The organism is Brevundimonas diminuta (assembly GCF_039673845.1).
In the GTDB taxonomy this organism is placed as follows: domain Bacteria; phylum Pseudomonadota; class Alphaproteobacteria; order Caulobacterales; family Caulobacteraceae; genus Brevundimonas; species Brevundimonas diminuta_E.
Window position 1 is genome coordinate 265,866 of sequence record NZ_JBDJMK010000003.1, and the last position, 14,693, is coordinate 280,558.

Annotated in this window: 14 protein-coding genes; 10 read left to right on the forward strand and 4 right to left on the reverse strand. The window is 68.4% G+C overall.

Annotation, left to right across the window (positions count from 1 at the left end; translation table 11 throughout):
• Positions 1-55: 55 nt before the first annotated feature.
• On the reverse strand, positions 56-1,360 hold the full coding sequence (locus ABE454_RS04805) for an OmpP1/FadL family transporter (RefSeq protein WP_346529620.1): 1,305 nt from the start codon (positions 1,358-1,360) through the stop codon (positions 56-58).
• Positions 1,361-1,544: 184 nt separating this feature from the next.
• Entirely contained in the window at positions 1,545-2,327 is a 783-nt protein-coding gene (locus ABE454_RS04810) for a competence/damage-inducible protein A (RefSeq protein ID WP_346529621.1), read from the reverse strand.
• 152 nt (positions 2,328-2,479) lie between these two features.
• On the opposite strand from ABE454_RS04810, the gene map reads away from it, so the two are divergent.
• The 5 genes from map (at position 2,480) to ABE454_RS04835 (ending at position 5,814) form a co-directional block, all read left to right on the forward strand.
• Entirely contained in the window at positions 2,480-3,301 is an 822-nt protein-coding gene (gene map, locus ABE454_RS04815) for a type I methionyl aminopeptidase (RefSeq protein WP_346529622.1), read from the forward strand.
• Positions 3,302-3,327: 26 nt separating this feature from the next.
• Positions 3,328-4,059 carry a RadC family protein gene (gene radC, locus ABE454_RS04820; protein ID WP_346529624.1) on the forward strand — a complete coding sequence of 244 codons (732 nt, stop codon included), beginning with the start codon at positions 3,328-3,330 and terminating at the stop codon, positions 4,057-4,059.
• Positions 4,056-4,574 (forward strand): GNAT family N-acetyltransferase, encoded by a 519-nt coding sequence (locus tag ABE454_RS04825; protein WP_346529626.1) that lies wholly within the window; start codon positions 4,056-4,058, stop codon positions 4,572-4,574. Before radC ends, ABE454_RS04825 begins: the two co-directional genes overlap by 4 nt.
• Positions 4,575-4,668: 94 nt before the next feature.
• Positions 4,669-4,911: a BolA family transcriptional regulator gene (locus tag ABE454_RS04830; RefSeq protein WP_346529629.1), complete on the forward strand. Its 243-nt coding sequence runs from the start codon at positions 4,669-4,671 to the stop codon at positions 4,909-4,911.
• A gap of 3 nt (positions 4,912-4,914) precedes the next feature.
• Positions 4,915-5,814 carry an aldo/keto reductase gene (locus ABE454_RS04835; RefSeq protein ID WP_346529630.1) on the forward strand — a complete coding sequence of 300 codons (900 nt, stop codon included), beginning with the start codon at positions 4,915-4,917 and terminating at the stop codon, positions 5,812-5,814.
• Positions 5,815-5,851: 37 nt separating this feature from the next.
• On the opposite strand, the gene cysQ is transcribed toward ABE454_RS04835, so the two are convergent.
• Positions 5,852-6,649, reverse strand: coding sequence for a 3'(2'),5'-bisphosphate nucleotidase CysQ (cysQ, locus tag ABE454_RS04840; protein WP_346529633.1), 798 nt, complete (start codon positions 6,647-6,649; stop codon positions 5,852-5,854).
• Positions 6,650-6,749: 100 nt separating this feature from the next.
• Between cysQ and chpT the strand changes: the two genes are divergently transcribed.
• From chpT to ABE454_RS04855, 3 genes are all read left to right on the forward strand, one after another.
• The gene (gene chpT / locus ABE454_RS04845; RefSeq protein WP_346529635.1) at positions 6,750-7,463 is read left to right on the forward strand and encodes a histidine phosphotransferase ChpT; all 714 of its coding nucleotides are present in this window, start codon (positions 6,750-6,752) and stop codon (positions 7,461-7,463) included.
• Between the two features lie 62 nt (positions 7,464-7,525).
• Positions 7,526-7,909, forward strand: a complete 384-nt coding sequence (locus ABE454_RS04850; protein WP_346529636.1) for a response regulator — start codon at positions 7,526-7,528, stop codon at positions 7,907-7,909.
• Entirely contained in the window at positions 7,906-8,721 is an 816-nt protein-coding gene (locus ABE454_RS04855; protein WP_346529638.1) for a CheR family methyltransferase, read from the forward strand. The genes ABE454_RS04850 and ABE454_RS04855 overlap by 4 nt, the downstream gene beginning before the upstream one ends.
• A gap of 5 nt (positions 8,722-8,726) precedes the next feature.
• Here the strand turns inward: ABE454_RS04855 and ABE454_RS04860 are convergent, their stop codons facing one another.
• Positions 8,727-10,127, reverse strand: a complete 1,401-nt coding sequence (locus tag ABE454_RS04860; protein WP_346529640.1) for a metallophosphoesterase — start codon at positions 10,125-10,127, stop codon at positions 8,727-8,729.
• A 279-nt stretch (positions 10,128-10,406) separates the two neighbouring features.
• Here ABE454_RS04860 and ABE454_RS04865 point away from each other — a divergent pair, with 279 nt between their 5' ends.
• A complete protein-coding gene (locus tag ABE454_RS04865; protein ID WP_346529642.1) occupies positions 10,407-12,650 on the forward strand; it encodes a TonB-dependent receptor in 2,244 nt (747 codons plus the stop codon).
• Between the two features lie 118 nt (positions 12,651-12,768).
• Positions 12,769-14,655, forward strand: a complete 1,887-nt coding sequence (locus ABE454_RS04870; protein ID WP_346529645.1) for a M20/M25/M40 family metallo-hydrolase — start codon at positions 12,769-12,771, stop codon at positions 14,653-14,655.
• Positions 14,656-14,693: the final 38 nt, after the last annotated feature.

Genomic DNA, 14,693 nt, shown 5'->3' on the forward strand with positions numbered 1-14,693 from the left:
AAACGGCGGCTCCTTTGCGGGAGCCGCCGTTTGCTTGTCCGCTGTCAGGCGGAGATCAGAAGGCCCAGCGGGCGCCGATCGAGGCCACAAGGGCCGAGCCTTCCGCCTCACCGCGCAGGTGCGAGGTCACGGCCGCGGGCGTGCCCGCATAGAAGGTGCGGTCATCGTGGATCGTGGCGTCGCTGAAGGCGATGTAGGTCAGGCCCGCGTCGAAGGTGACGCCCTTGGTCACCTCGGTCGAGCCGCCGACCGAGAACAGCCAGCGGTCGGCGTCCGGGATGCGGGCGGTGCGCAGGCTGTCGCGGGTCGGGGTGGGGTCATAGCCGACGCCGGCGCGCAGGGTGGTCTTGTCGCTGATGGCGTAGTCCAGGCCGATGGCGCCGGTGGTGACGTCCTTATAGTCCTGATGGATGACGTCGCCGCCGCCCGTGTATTCGACGGTGATGGCGTCGAACTCGGACCAGCCGATGCGGTTGACCTGGGCGTTCAGGGTCAGCTTGTCGCTGACGGCGTAGCGCACCGAGGCCGAGGCGAACCACGGGGTGTTGAAGCTGGCCTTGCCGTCGGTCGAGACGTTGGCGCCCGCCAGCGGGCCCAGCAGGCCGGCCACGTTCACGTCGCCTTCCAGCTCATGCTCGATCTTGGAGCGGTAGCTGAGGCCGAAATCCCACGGGCCGTTGTGGATCTGGGCGCCGACGTTCCAGCCGAAGTCCCAGCCGTCGCCTTCCAGACTGTTGGAGGCGTCAGGCAGCAGCGGCGACAGGTTCGGCATGGCCGAGGTCAGCTTGGCCTTCACATACTGGGCGTTGACGCCGGCGCCGACGTCCAGCCAGTCATTGACCTGATAGGCTACGGTCAGGCCCGCATCGCCCGAGCGCAGCTCGGACGTCAGGGCGTCATAGCGGGCGAAGGACGGCGTCTCATATTTGGTGGTGAAGTTATAGGGCGCGGCCACCGCGATGCCGATGGCGAAGCGGTCGCCGATCGGGGTGGCGAAGGCGAAGTTCGGCACCAGACCGCTTTCGATCGGATCGACTTCGGTATTGCGCGGATTGACCACCGGCACGTCCACGCCGCCCGGATAGGTGACGTAGGATCCGGCGTTCTTCACTTCGGAATCGATGCGGATGGCGTTCAGCCCGATCGAGGCTTCACGGCCGCTGCGGGCGATGGAGGCGGGGTTCCACCACATCGAGCCGACGCCGCGATCAGCGGCCTCGCCCGAATAGGCGCGTCCGGCGCCGCGCACGGACTGTTCCTGCAGATAGAAGGAGCCGGCGAAGGCCGGGGCGGCGACGCCCGCCATCAGGGCGGTGGTCAGGGCCGCGCCGCCGAGGCGGACAATTTTCCTGGGGGTCATAACGCTTCACCTATGTCGTGGGCCGACCATTTGAAAAACGGCGGGCGGCCTTGGTTCGGGGAGAGCCGCCGCGCCATTCATCACAGCGTCCGTGTCATGAAAGCGTTGCGCCCGGGGCCACCGTCCGGCGGCTTCCCGGCGAAAACGTGGCGCAGAAGGCGCACAATTTCACACCTTAGTGAGGTTACGTAACGGCAATTTTGATGCCGAAAGAACGCAGTTCTGCGGCAAGTTCTTGTGCCGCTGCGTCAACTTCGGCGGCGTCACGGCCACGGATCACCAGCTGGGTTCCGATCTCGCCGGGACCGTCCACGCCGCTGAAACCGAAGGGGTAGGAACCGAAGGACAGATGCGGCCGGGCCTCGGCGGCGGCGCGCAATATGTCGGCGACGGCGCCTTCGCCGACGTCGGTGACGCGCAGGGCGCGGTTGTGCACCGGGGCGCCGGTTTTCAGGCGCGGCGCCACGTCGTCCAGCATGGCCTCCATGATCTTGGGCACGCCCGCCATGACGAAGACGTTCTCGACCTGAAAGCCGGGCGCGCCGCTGACCGGATTGGCGATCAGGACGCCGCCTTGCGGCACGCGGGCCATGCGGCGGCGCGCGGCGTTGAACTCGCCCGGCGGATAGCGGCGCTCAAGGATGGCGAGGGCTTCGGGGTGTTCGTTGACGGGAACGCCGAAGGCGGCGCCGATCGCATCGGCGGTGATGTCGTCATGGGTCGGGCCGATGCCGCCGGTGGTGAAGACATAGTCGTGCGCTGCGCGTAGCGCGTTCAGCGCCCCGACGATCTGATCCTGACGGTCGCCGACCACGCGGGCCTCCATCAGGTCGACGCCCAGCGGCGCCAGAAACCGGGCCAGGGTGTTCAGATTGGCGTCGCGCGTGCGGCCGGACAGGATCTCATCGCCGATGATCAGGACGGCGGCGGTGGGGGAGGCGGAGGGGGACGAGGATGGCTGTGACATGGGACGGATATAGGAAACGCACTGTTGCTGCGTCAGCGGCGAACCCTGACGGGCTTGAGGTTTTGTGCTAGTCTGACCATCTGAAGTCCTGAAAATCGTTTCTTCGCCCGGTCCGCCTGCCTGCGGATCGTGCGCGTTCCTGAAAGCCGAGCATGTACGAGACCCCCGACCTGGAAACCGACGTCTTTGTCCGCAGCCACGAAATCCGCCTGTATGACGCGGAAGGGTTCGAGGGCATGCGCAAGGCTGGCCGTCTGGTCGCCGAGGCGCTGGACATGATCACCGAGCACGTCAAACCGGGCGTGACGACGGGCGAGCTGGACGATCTGGTGCGCGAGTTCACCCTGGACAATGGCGGCACGCCCGCCTGCCTGGGCTACAAGGGCTATACGAAGACGGTCTGCACCTCGATCAACCACGTCGTCTGCCACGGCATTCCGGGCGACAAGGTTCTGAAGGAAGGCGACATCGTCAACATCGACCACACGGTCATCGTCGACGGCTGGCATGGCGATAGCAGCCGGATGTATCCGGTCGGCGAGATCAACGCGCGCGCCAAGCGCCTGATCGACGTCACCTATGAATCGCTGGAGCTGGGTCTGGCGCAGGTCAAGCCGGGGAACACCTTCGGCGACATCGGCTTCGCCATCCAGAAGTTCGTCGAGGCCCAGCGCATGAGCGTGGTCCGTGACTTCTGCGGCCACGGCATCGGCCGGGTGTTCCACGACAGCCCCAACGTCCTGCACTACGGCCGTCGCGGCGAGGGCGCGGTGCTGAAGCCGGGCATGTTCTTCACGGTCGAGCCGATGGTGAACCTGGGCAAGCCCGCGGTGAAGGTGCTGTCGGACGGCTGGACCGCCGTGACGCGCGACAAGTCGCTGTCGTCGCAGTGCGAACACTCGATCGGCGTGACCGAGGACGGGCTGGAAATCTTCACCGCCTCGCCCAAGGGTCTTTTCCGCCCGAAATTCTGAGCTAGTCTCCCCCGTGGGGGAGGCTGATGCTCGATCAACCGCCGGAACAACCGAAGGCCAAGCCGCACCACGCCGGTCATCGCGAGCGGCTGCGCGAACGCGCGCGCACGGCGGGCATCCACCATCTGCCGGACTATGAACTGCTGGAGCTGTTCCTGTTCCGCAGCCAGCCGCAGGGCGACGTCAAGCCGGTGGCCAAGGCGTTGCTGGCGCGGTTCGGATCGCTGGCGGCGGTGCTGGCGGCCTCGGTCGAGGATCTGATGACGGTCAAGGCCGAGGACTCGCGCGGGCGGGCCAAGGGGGTGGGCGCCGAGACGGCGCTGGATATCGCCGCCCTGCATGAAGTCTCGCGCCGGGTGGCCAAGGAAGAGGCGAACAGGCGCACCGTCATCTCGTCGTGGACGGCGCTGCTGGCCTATGTGCGCCTTAGCCTTCAGCATGAGCCGCGGGAGCAGTTCCGGGTTCTCTATCTGGACAAGAAGAACCAGCTGATCCTCGATGAAATCCAGAACCGGGGCACGGTCGACCACGCCCCCGTCTATCCGCGCGAAGTGGTGCGCCGCGCGCTGGAGCTGTCGGCCAGCGCCATGATCATCGTCCACAACCACCCCTCGGGCGATCCGACGCCCAGCCGGGCCGACATCGACATGACCAAACAGGTGGTCGAGGCGGCGCGCGCCCTCAGCCTGGCCGTCCACGACCATCTGATCGTCGGCCGCGAAGGCGTGGCCAGCTTCAAGCAACTGGGACTGATGTGACTGTTCTTTCGACCGAGCGCCTGACGCTGTCGCCTGTGACCGAGCGCGATCTGGCGGACCTGATCGCCCTGTGGTCCGACGCGGACTTTACCCGGCACATCATGGGGCGCGGCCTGTCGGAGGAGGAGGTGTGGTTCCGCCTGCTGCGCGATCTGGGCCACTGGCAGGCGCGGGGATATGGCAACTGGTCGATCCGCGAGACGGCGAGCGGCGCCTATGTCGGCAGCGTCGGGGTGCTGGATTATCGCCGCGAGATCGAGCCGCCGTTCGATGCGCCGGAACTGGGCTGGGGCGTGGCGCCCGCCTTTCAGGGAACGGGCATGGCGCGCGAGGCCCTTCAGACGGCGCTGGGCTGGACCGACGCCCATCGGGACGAGCCGCGCACGGTCTGCATGATCTCGCCCGAGAACACGCCGTCGATCCGTCTGGCGGAGCGGGTCGGCTATCGCCCCTATGCGCGCGCTGACTACAAGGGATCCGTCGTCGAACTGTTCGAGCGGCCCAAAGGAGGATGATGGCGGCGATGGCTGACACGGACGCCGCCGCCGGGTAAGCTTTACAATCTTCAGGGCCGGTTCGCCGGTCCGCCGCCTTTCGGAGCCTTTCTTCATGCCCATGTCCGTCGACGACCTTCGCGCCCATCTGGTGGAGGCCTTCCCTGATGCGGACATCGCCATCGAGGATCTGGCCGGCGACGGCGACCACTATCGCGCCCGCATCGTGTCCGAGGCGTTCCGCGGCATGAACCGCGTGCGCCAGCACCAGACCGTCTACGCTGCGCTGAAGGGCAAGATGGGCGGCGAACTTCATGCTCTGGCGCTGGAGACGTCCGCGCCGGTGGAGGCAGGCTGACCCATGCGCTATCGCCCCTTCGGCGCCTCGGGGGGCGCGGTTTCCAGCCTGACGCTCAGCCTGGGGGCCGAGGCGGCGGCGCGCGGTCCGGCCCATATCCGCGACCTGGTGTTCGCCGGGCTAGAAGCGGGCGTGAACGTCTATCATTTCGAACGGCCCGACCCGATGCTGCTGCAGGCGGCGGGCGAGGCGCTGGCCCATGTCGAGCGGCGCCTGTTGTGGGTCAGTCTGGCGCTGGGCGAGGATCGGGACTTTTCGGCTACGGGGCTGGGCCGTTCGATCGAACAGGGGCTGCACGCCTCGGGTCTGGGCTGGTTCGATCTGGGGGTGCTGGATCATCCGGCCGAGGATGAACTGCCCCAGACCTCGCTGACGGCGCTGAAGGCCATGCGCAAGGCCGGGCATGTGCGGATGCTGGGCGTGTCGGGCGATGAGCCGGTGACGGACCTCTATGTCTCGACCGGGGCCTTTGATGTCCTGCTGACCCCTTTCAACGCCAATGTGCCGTGGCATGTGCGGTCGCGGATGAAGGCGGCGCGTGACCGGGAAATGAGCCTGTTCGCCTGCGACTGGTTCCCCGACAGCCTGTCGACCGAGCGCCGCGCCGCCGAGGCGGGCGCCGTGAAGAAGCGCGGCCTGTTCGGGGCGGTGGGCTGGGGCGGCGGACGCGGCGACGCGGGGGCCGAGGCGCGAGGCTCCTTCGCCTTTCTGCACCGGACGCCGGGCTGGACGGGCGAGGCCATCTGCCTGGCCTACGCCCTGGCGGACCCGGCGGTGGCCAGCGTGCTGGTCCGGCCGCGCGATCGGGCGCATCTGGAAGAAATGGCGGCCGTGCCCGAGCGCGACCTGCCGGCCGGTCTGTCGGCCCAGATCGAAATGGCGCGGGTCGATTCCCCTGCTTGATCTGCTCTTGGGCTGACCCGCTCTGGCCTGATGCGCTTCAGGCGCCGATGGCGGAGAAGGGGCCGTTCAGGAAGCCGGGCTTGCGATAGGCCAGCGGGCGGCCTTCGCCGTCCAGAACCCGTCCGCCCGCCGCTTCCAGCACGGCCTGACCGGCGGCGGTGTCCCATTCGCAGGTCGGGCCGGTGCGCGGATAGGCGTCGAAGCGGCCCTCGGCGATCAGGCAGAACTTCAGCGAGGAATCCATGCCCTGCCAGCGGGTGCAACCGTTGCGGGCGGCCAGTCGGGCGGCGTCGTCCTCGCTGATGCTGTGGCTGACCAGGGCGATGGCGTCGGCCGGGCGTTCGCGCACCCGGATCGGCCGCCACGGCTCGCCGAAGGCGCGGCGCAGGGCGCCCTGACCGGGCGCCGCCGAACGCCATGTGACGCCCAGCGCCGGCGCCGACACCACCCCCGCCACCGGCGCGTCGCCGCGGATCAGGGCGATGTTGACCGAATAGCTCTCGCGGCCCTGAACAAAGCCTTTGGTGCCGTCCAGGGGGTCGATCAACCAGAACCATTCGCCGACCGACGCCGGGGCGCCGTCCACCGATACGGCCTCTTCGGCGACGGCCTCGATCTGGGCCCAGCATCCGGCCAGACGGCTCAGGATCAGGGCCTCGGCGGCGCGGTCGGCCTCGGTCACGGGGCTGGAGTCGGCCTTGGTCTCGACGGCGGTTCCGGCGCGCCACCACGGCAGGATCAGGCGCGCGGCCTCTTCGGCGATGTCGGCGATGACCTCGGCCAGACGGCCGGACGCGAGGTCGGATTCAGGATCGGAGTAGGCGTCGGTGCTCATGAAGCGCTCGATAGACCATGCGGCCGGTTTAACGAACCGGCAAATCAGGCCACCTTGACCTTGACCATTCCAAGATTCCGAGCGCCCGAGCGTTGGCATAATGACCGTTTCCGACGACCCTATCGCCCTATCCGCCGCCGATCTGCCGGTGGACGGTGCCGAACTGGCCGCCTTCATCGCCGCCAAGCTGTGCCACGACTTCATCAGCCCGGCCGGGGCGGTGGTGTCGGGGCTGGACCTGCTGGACGACCCCGGCGCGCAGGACATGCGCGACGACGCCCTGGGCCTGATCCGGCAGAGCGCGGCCAAGATGGTGGCCCTGGTGCATTTCGCCCGCGTGGCCTTCGGCGCGGCGACCAGCAGCGAACAGTTTTCGGGCGCCGAACTGCAGGGTCTGGTCACGGGTCTGACCGAAGGCGGTCGCGCCACGCTGGACTGGCGCGTGGGCGATGAGACCTTTTCCAAGATACAGGCGCGCGCCCTGATCAACCTGGCCTATCTGACCGTCTCGGCCCTGCCGATGGGCGGGACGGCGGTGGTCACCATCCGGCGCGAGGGCGGGCAGATGCTGCTGGTCGGTTCGGCAGAGGGCGCGCGGGCGCGGCTCAAGCCCGAAGCGGTCGTCGGCCTGAAAGGCGAGCGGCTGACCGAGGGGCTCGCCGGTCAATGGATCCAGCCTTACTGGCTGTGGCTGACGGCGCGCGAGGCGGGCGGTCGGTTGAATCTGGCGCTGGAGGAAGGCCGGGTGGCCCTGATGGCGAGCCTGCCCGACAGGGATGCGCGTCCGGGCGAGGCGGAGCCAACGCTCCGTTAACCCGCATGAATGACCATGGCGAGAATATAAAACGCATTTCGCGTCAAACGGGAATGGATGCGATGGAGGCCAGAACCTGCCTGATCGTGGATGACAGCCGCATCATCCGTAAGGTCGCGCGCCGCATTCTTGAGGACCTGTCCCTTGAGGTGGCGGAGGCGGGCGACGGCGCCGAGGCGCTGGACTATTGTCTGGCGGCGATGCCGCAGGTGGTGCTGCTGGACTGGCAGATGCCGGTGATGGACGGCCTGACCTTCCTGCGCCGTCTGCGCGAACTGCCCGGCGGCATGGCGCCCAAGGTGGTGTTCTGCTCGGTCGAGACGCGGGCGGACCGCATCGCCGAAGCCCTGTCCGCAGGCGCGGACGAATATGTTATGAAGCCCTTCGATGGCGAGATCCTGCAATCCAAGCTCGCCGAGGTCGGGGTGGTGCAGTCGCTGTCATGACGCCGGAGGATTTTGATCGCCTTCAGTCCCTGCTGGCGTCCCGCGCCGGCTATCGGCTGACCCGGGACCGGATGCAGCTGGCTGAACACCGGCTGGGCCCGGTGGCGCGGCGCGAGGGCTATCATAACGTCGAGGCCATGCTGGCCAGTCTGTGGAGCCGCCCGGTGGCTTCGCTGGGCTGGGCGGTGATCGAGGCCCTGCTGAACGGCGAAAGCTGGTTCCGGCGCGATCGCGCCAGTTTCGACGTGATGGAGCGCGAGCTTCTGCCTGCGCTGACGGCGGCGCGGCCGGGCGGGCGGGTGCGTATCTGGTGCGCGGGCGTCTCGACGGGACAGGAAGCCTATTCCCTCGCCATCGCCGGGCTGGAGGCGGGCGCCTGCGTCGAGATCGAGGCCACGGACCTGTCGCGGCAGGCGATCGAGAAGGCCATGTCGGGGCTCTACACCTCGTTCGAGATCCAGCGCGGCCTGTCGGCGCGGACCATGCTGCGCTGGTTCGAACAGGTCGACGATCAGTGGCGGGCGCGGCCCGAACTGCGCGCCGCCATCCGCTTCGGCCGCGCCAATCTGCTGGATGAGCCGACGGACGAGGAGCGCTTCGACGTCATCTTCTGCCGCAACGTCCTGAACGACATGGCGCCCGAGCGACGCGCCCGGGTTCTGGACGGACTGGAGCGGCGCATGGTCGACGACGGCTGCCTGTTTCTGGGACAGGGCGAACAGGCCGAGGGCGACAGCGTCGCCTTCCGTCCCGTCGCGCGGCGCCGGGGCCTCTATGTCAAGAGCGGGGCGGCGGCGCGGCGCGCGGCCTGACGGCTTCAGGACGCCGTCAGCAGGCCCTGTTCGGCGACGGCCTTGACGCCGGGGCTGTCGACCTCGGTGAAGCTCAGATCGTTGACGCCGAAATATTCCTGCTGGTTCAGGGCGCACCAGTCGGTGGTGACAATGCGGACGCTGGGGCGCCCCTCTGCGCCCCCGACCGCGCCCCCGACCGCACCATAGACGAAGTCGCCGGTGCGGCGGGCGAAGGGCATGACCCGGTCCTGATTGGCCAGGGCGGTCAGTTCGGCCAGACGCGCGGCCGGAACCTCGGCGGCCATCAGCTTGCCGTCGAAACGCACCACGGAATCGAAGGCGTAGCGGCTGACCGGACCCTCCGCCAGACCCGTGCCCAGCGTCGTGTGGCCGATGAAGCCCGCCTGCGCGCCCGCGAAACGGGCGAAGGCGGCGGCGACTGCGCGGCCGGTGTCGCCCAGCGACAGGGCGGCGGGGCTGGTCCCCAGAATGGCGCGCTCCTGTTCGGTCAGATGCCGGTCCAGCGTCCTGCGGATCAGGGCGGCCAGCGCCGGGTCGGCGGGGCCGTCCAAGGCGACCGTGCGCGACTGCGCCCGCACGCTGCCGTCGTTGAGATAGTCGGCCGCCGTATAGGCGTTGCTCCACGATCCGGTGTGGGCGTAGAGGCCGCGGCCCAGCGGTTCCTGGAACAGCAGGTGATTGTGCCCGCCGATCATCAGGGCGCCGTCGGGCAGGGCGGCCAGCATCCCCCGGTCCCCCGCCACCCCGGCGTGGCTGAGCACCAGCGACAGCTGGGCGCCGTCCAGCAGGCGGGGCAGTTCGGCCCTGGCCCATTCGGTCGGATCGGGGATGGACAGCCAGTCGCGCGTGTCCTTCGGATAGGTGTTCAGCGCATTGGTGCCGAAGCCGACGATGTGCATCCGCCGCCCGGCGAACGTCAGCTCGGTCGAGGACGGGGCGTAGGGACGGCCGCTGCGGGCGTCGACGATGTTGCTGAGGACGACGATGCCCAGACCCTGCATCCGCTCGACCACCGTGTGCAGGTCGGGGATCAGGTCGTTGTCGTGATTGCCCAGATTGACGACCGTGGGGGCGATGTCGGGCAGGGCGGCCAGAAAGGCCCAGTCGATGGCCCCCTCGGATCGCACTGAGACGACATTGCCGTGTTCGAAGATGTCGCCGTCGATGACGATCAGGTGCGGAACCTTCTGGCTGCGGACCTCGGCGCGCAGGGCGGCCAGCAGCTGGGCGCTGCGCTCATAGGCGGAGTGCAGGTCCGACATGGCCAGGACGCGGCCGATGACGGCGTGCGGATCCTTTCGGCTGCGGCGCGTCTGGGCCAGCGCGGACGGCGCAACGCTCATCAGGGGCAGGGCGAGGGCGGCGCCCATGAGGCGGCGGCGCGAAGGCGAGGCGAAACCCATCTGAAAGTCTCCGGCGCCCGGCGTGTCCGGGCAGGATGTCGCCAGCGGCGCGGAACCGGCGCGCGGGACCTGCGGAAGACGACGCAGCCGATCTGAATGCCACGGATTGCTGCGCCGCACAACTTGAGGCTCGTCTCATATCCGTCATCTGCGCCGGTTTTTGAAACGGTGTGGCCATGTCGTGAAAGGTTCATCAAACCGGGCGTTTCCGCGCTGGCGCAGGGGCCGCATCGGGCCTAGGGCAGCGGCCAATTTCTCCCCGTCCATTAGGATACCCCGATGACCCGTCTCGCCGCCCTCGCCGCCTCCGCCAGCGGTCTGGCCCTTCTGATCGCAACGCCGGTTCTGGCGGACACGGTCGACATTCAGGCCGATCCGGCCGCCGCTGTCGGCGACATCGTCGTCACCGCCCAGCGCCGCCGCGAGAACATCCGCGACGTGCCGTTCGCCGTCACCGCCATGAACGCCGAGACGCTGAACGCCGTGAACGCCGGCGGCGGCGACATCCTGCAGCTGTCGGGCCGCGTGCCCAGCCTGCAGGTCGAAAGCTCCAACGGCCGCTACGCCCCGCGCTTCTACATCCGCGGCCTGGGCAATGTGGACTTCGACTTCACCGCCTCGCAGCCGGTGTCGATGGTCATGGACGAAATCGTCCTGGAGAGCGTCTATCTGAAGGGCTTCCCCCTGTTCGACGTGCAGCAGCTGGAAGTGCTGCGCGGCCCGCAGGGCACCCTGTTCGGCCGCAACACCCCGGCGGGCGTCATCAAGATCGAGACGACCAAGCCGGGTGACGAGTTCACCGGCTTCGGCTCCATCTCCTACGGCAACTACGGCTCGACCCGCGCCGAGGCGGCCGCGACCCTGCCCGCGACGGACACCCTGTCGGTGCGCGTCGCCGCCCTGTGGAACCATCGCGACAACTGGATCAACAACGCCTGGGACGCCCCCTTCGCCAAGAAGGACGGCAAGGACATGGGCCAGTTCGACGACGTGGCGGGCCGCGTCCACGTCGCCTGGACCCCGACGGACCGTTTCTCGGCGCTGATGACCCTGCAGGCGCGCGACTATGACGGCACGGGCACGATGAACCGCGCCAACGTCCTGACCAAGGGCTCGAACAAGCTGAACGACAACTTCAACCGCGACACGGTCTGGTATGACGGCGGCCGCAACAACTTCCAGAAGCAGAAGACGACCTCGCAGTCGCTGCAACTGGCCTATGACTTCGGTCCGGCGACCCTGACGGGCGTCATCGGCTCGTACCAGGGTTCGAGCCAGGGCGACGGCGACATCGACGGCGGCGTCGCCTCGGCCCCCGCCGGTTCGCCCTTCAAGACGCCGTTCAACGTTGAGTCCGGCACCCTGTCCAGCGACCTGAAGCAGAACACCTATGAGCTGCGCCTGGCCTCGAACGGCGAGGGGCGTCTGGGCTGGCAGGTCGGCGCCTTCTATTGGGACGAGCGCATCAACCTGGTGTCGGGCACCTTCGACGGCGTCGGCGGTCTGTTCCCGGTCAAGGTCACGGACATCGTGCAGAAGTCGGACTCCTGGTCGATCTTCGGTCAGGCCAACTATCAGGTCACGGACGCCCTGAAGGTGACCGGCGGCGTGCGTTACACCGACGACAGCCGCGACTATCTGGGCCGCATCCTGGTCGGTACGCCCGCCAATGCGCTGGGCGAAGTCTCGGTCGGCGACGAGCAGGTCAGCTGGGACGTCAGCGCCCTGTATGAAGTCAACGACAGCCTGAACCTGTTCGCCCGCGTGGCCAGCGGCTATCGCGGTCCGTCGATCCAGGGCCGCAACCTGCCGGTTCTGACCACGGCGGATTCGGAAACGGTCATGTCCTATGAGGCCGGTTTCAAGGCCCGCATGTGGAACGGCCGCGCCCGACTGAACGCCACCGCCTATCTGTATGACGTCAAGGACATGCAGTTCACGGCCATCGGCGGCATCGACAACTCCAACCGCCTGATCAACGCCGACAAGGGCCAGGGCTATGGTCTGGAAGTCGACGGCGACGTCTATCTGGGCGCGGGCTTCTCGCTGGCCGGCGGCGTGGCGTGGAACCACACCGAGATCAAGGACAAGGACCTGCTGGTCGCCATCTGCGGCAACCACCTGTGCACCATCACCGATCCGATGGTGAGCGTCGGCGGCGCCGACCGCGCCAACATCAACGGCAACCCCTTCCCGCAGGCGCCGGAATACACGGCCAACCTGACCCTGTCCTACGTCCGCCCGATCGGCGACGATCAGGAACTGTTCGCCTCGACGGACTGGGTGATGCGCAAGAACTTCAACCTGTTCCTCTATGAGGCCGTGGAGTTCAAACAGGGCACGCAGTTCGAAGGCGGCCTGCGCGCGGGCTGGCGCGATCTGAACCGCGGCATCGAGGCGGCCGCCTTTGTCCGCAACCTGACGGATGAGGCCAACGTCCTGGGCGCCATCGACTTCAACAACCTGACGGCCTTCGTCAACGAGCCGCGCATGTACGGCGTGGAACTATCCAAGCGCTTCTAAAGCCGGACGCCAAGCTGAAGAAAAAAGGAGGGCGGCGATGGGGGAACCTGTCGCCGCCCTCTTGCCATCCGCCCGTCAGGCGTCACTACTGCGCGCGGGTTTTGGGGGAGGATATTTCATGCGGCTGGCCCTGCTGTTCGGATCGTTGACGCTGGCGCTGCTGCTGGCGGTGTGGACCACGCAGGCGCCGAGGCCGCGCCCGGCTGATGCGCCGCAGACGGCGTTTTCCGCCATCCGCGCCATGGCCGACGTCGAACAGATCGCCCGTGCGCCGCACCCGGTCGGCTCGGCCGAACACACCCGCGTCCGCGCCTATCTGAACGCGCGCCTGAACCAGCTGGGGCTGGAGGTCAGCGAACAGACCGGCGCCCTGTCGCCCGCGGCCATCAAGCGTCTGATAAGCAAGGGCGGCGACCCGGTGGCGGCGAACAATGAGGCGATCAATGTGATCGGCGTCCTGCCCGGCAAGGACCGCAGCCAGCCCGCCGTCATGCTGATGGCCCACTATGACACCGTGGTCGGATCGCCGGGCGCGGCGGACGACACCGCAGGCGTCGCCTCCATCCTCGAAGCCGTGCGGGCCATCAAGGCGCGCGGCCCGGTCGAGCGCGATCTGGTCGTCCTGCTGACCGATGCCGAGGAGATGGGTCTGGACGGGGCGCGCATCTTCTTCGGCGGCCACCCCTTGCGCGACCGGATCGGCTCGGTGGTGAACCTTGAAGCGCGCGGCGGCGGCGGCCGTGCGGCCATGTTCGAGACGGGGCGCGAATCCGGTCCGACCGTGCGCCTGTTCACCCGTTCGGCCGCGCGGGCCGACGGCGGGACGACCGCCACCTCTCTGGCCGCCTTCATGTATGAGCGGATGCCCAACGGCACCGACTTCACCGTGCCCAAGGATCGCGGCGTCGGCGGCCTGAACATCGCCTTCATCGGCCGCGCTGACCAGTATCACGCCGCCCATGCGACGCCGGAAAATCTGGACCGCGGCGCGATCCAGCATCTGGGTTCGCAGGCGCTTGAGGCCGCGGACGATCTGCTGCGCGCGCCCGCCCTGCCGCAGAAGGGGCAGAACCTCGTCTATTCCGACGTCTTCGGCCGTTGGGTGATCGCCCATTCGCAAGGCATGGGCTGGGCCCTGCTGGCGCTGACTGCAGCGCTGGCCGGGTTCGCCGCATGGCGTGCGCGACAGGGCGTCCGGCTGTCATTCCGACAGGTTGGGCTAGGGGCGCTGGACGGCGTCTGGTTCCTGACCGGCGGGGTCATCCTGCTGCAGGCGACGCGTCTGCTGGCCGGGCCGATGTCGAGCCGGATTGAATCGAAGGAAGTCTATTACACCCTGATGCGCCGACTGCCGTGGATGGAGGTCGGCATGAGTCTGGCCATCGCCGGTCTGGCGCTTCTGCTGCTGGCGGGGATGCGCCGCACGCGTCCGCTGGCGACGGCGGGACTGGCCGTGGCCTTGACTGCCACCGTCCTGATCGGCGGCGGGTTCAGTCCGGTGATGCTGGGCATGGGCGCGGTCGCGGCGGTTCTGTCTCTGGTCCCCGGCAGGGTCGAGCGTTCGACCTGGGGCGGCTGGCTGGGTCTGATCGCACTGGCGCTGATCGTCGGTCTGGTGCTGCAGATGATGACGCCGGAGGCGGCGCTGCTGTTCGTCTGGCCTGCGTTGCTGGCGGCGGCGGCGGCGGCGCTGGCGGCCCTGATCGACCCGACCCTGACGCGGCCCGCGGCGTTGGCCCCTGCGGCGGCGGCGACCATTGTGGGCGGCGCCTGGTTGATGGGGATCGCTCACTTCGTCTTCCTGGGCGTCGGCATCGACCTGCCGGGCGTCATGGCGCTGCTGGCCCTGCTGACCCTGCTGTTCGTCCGCCCGCTGGCGCCCGAGGGCAAGGCGACGCGCATCGTCGTTCTGGCCGCCGCAGCCTGCCTGATCGCCGGCGCGGGGATGAACCTGTCGTCGCAGGCGCTGGCGCCGTCGCCGCCGGCGGCCAAGGTCCTGTCCTGAGCAAAGCGGACGCTGGCGTCCGGCTGCGCGACGGTTTA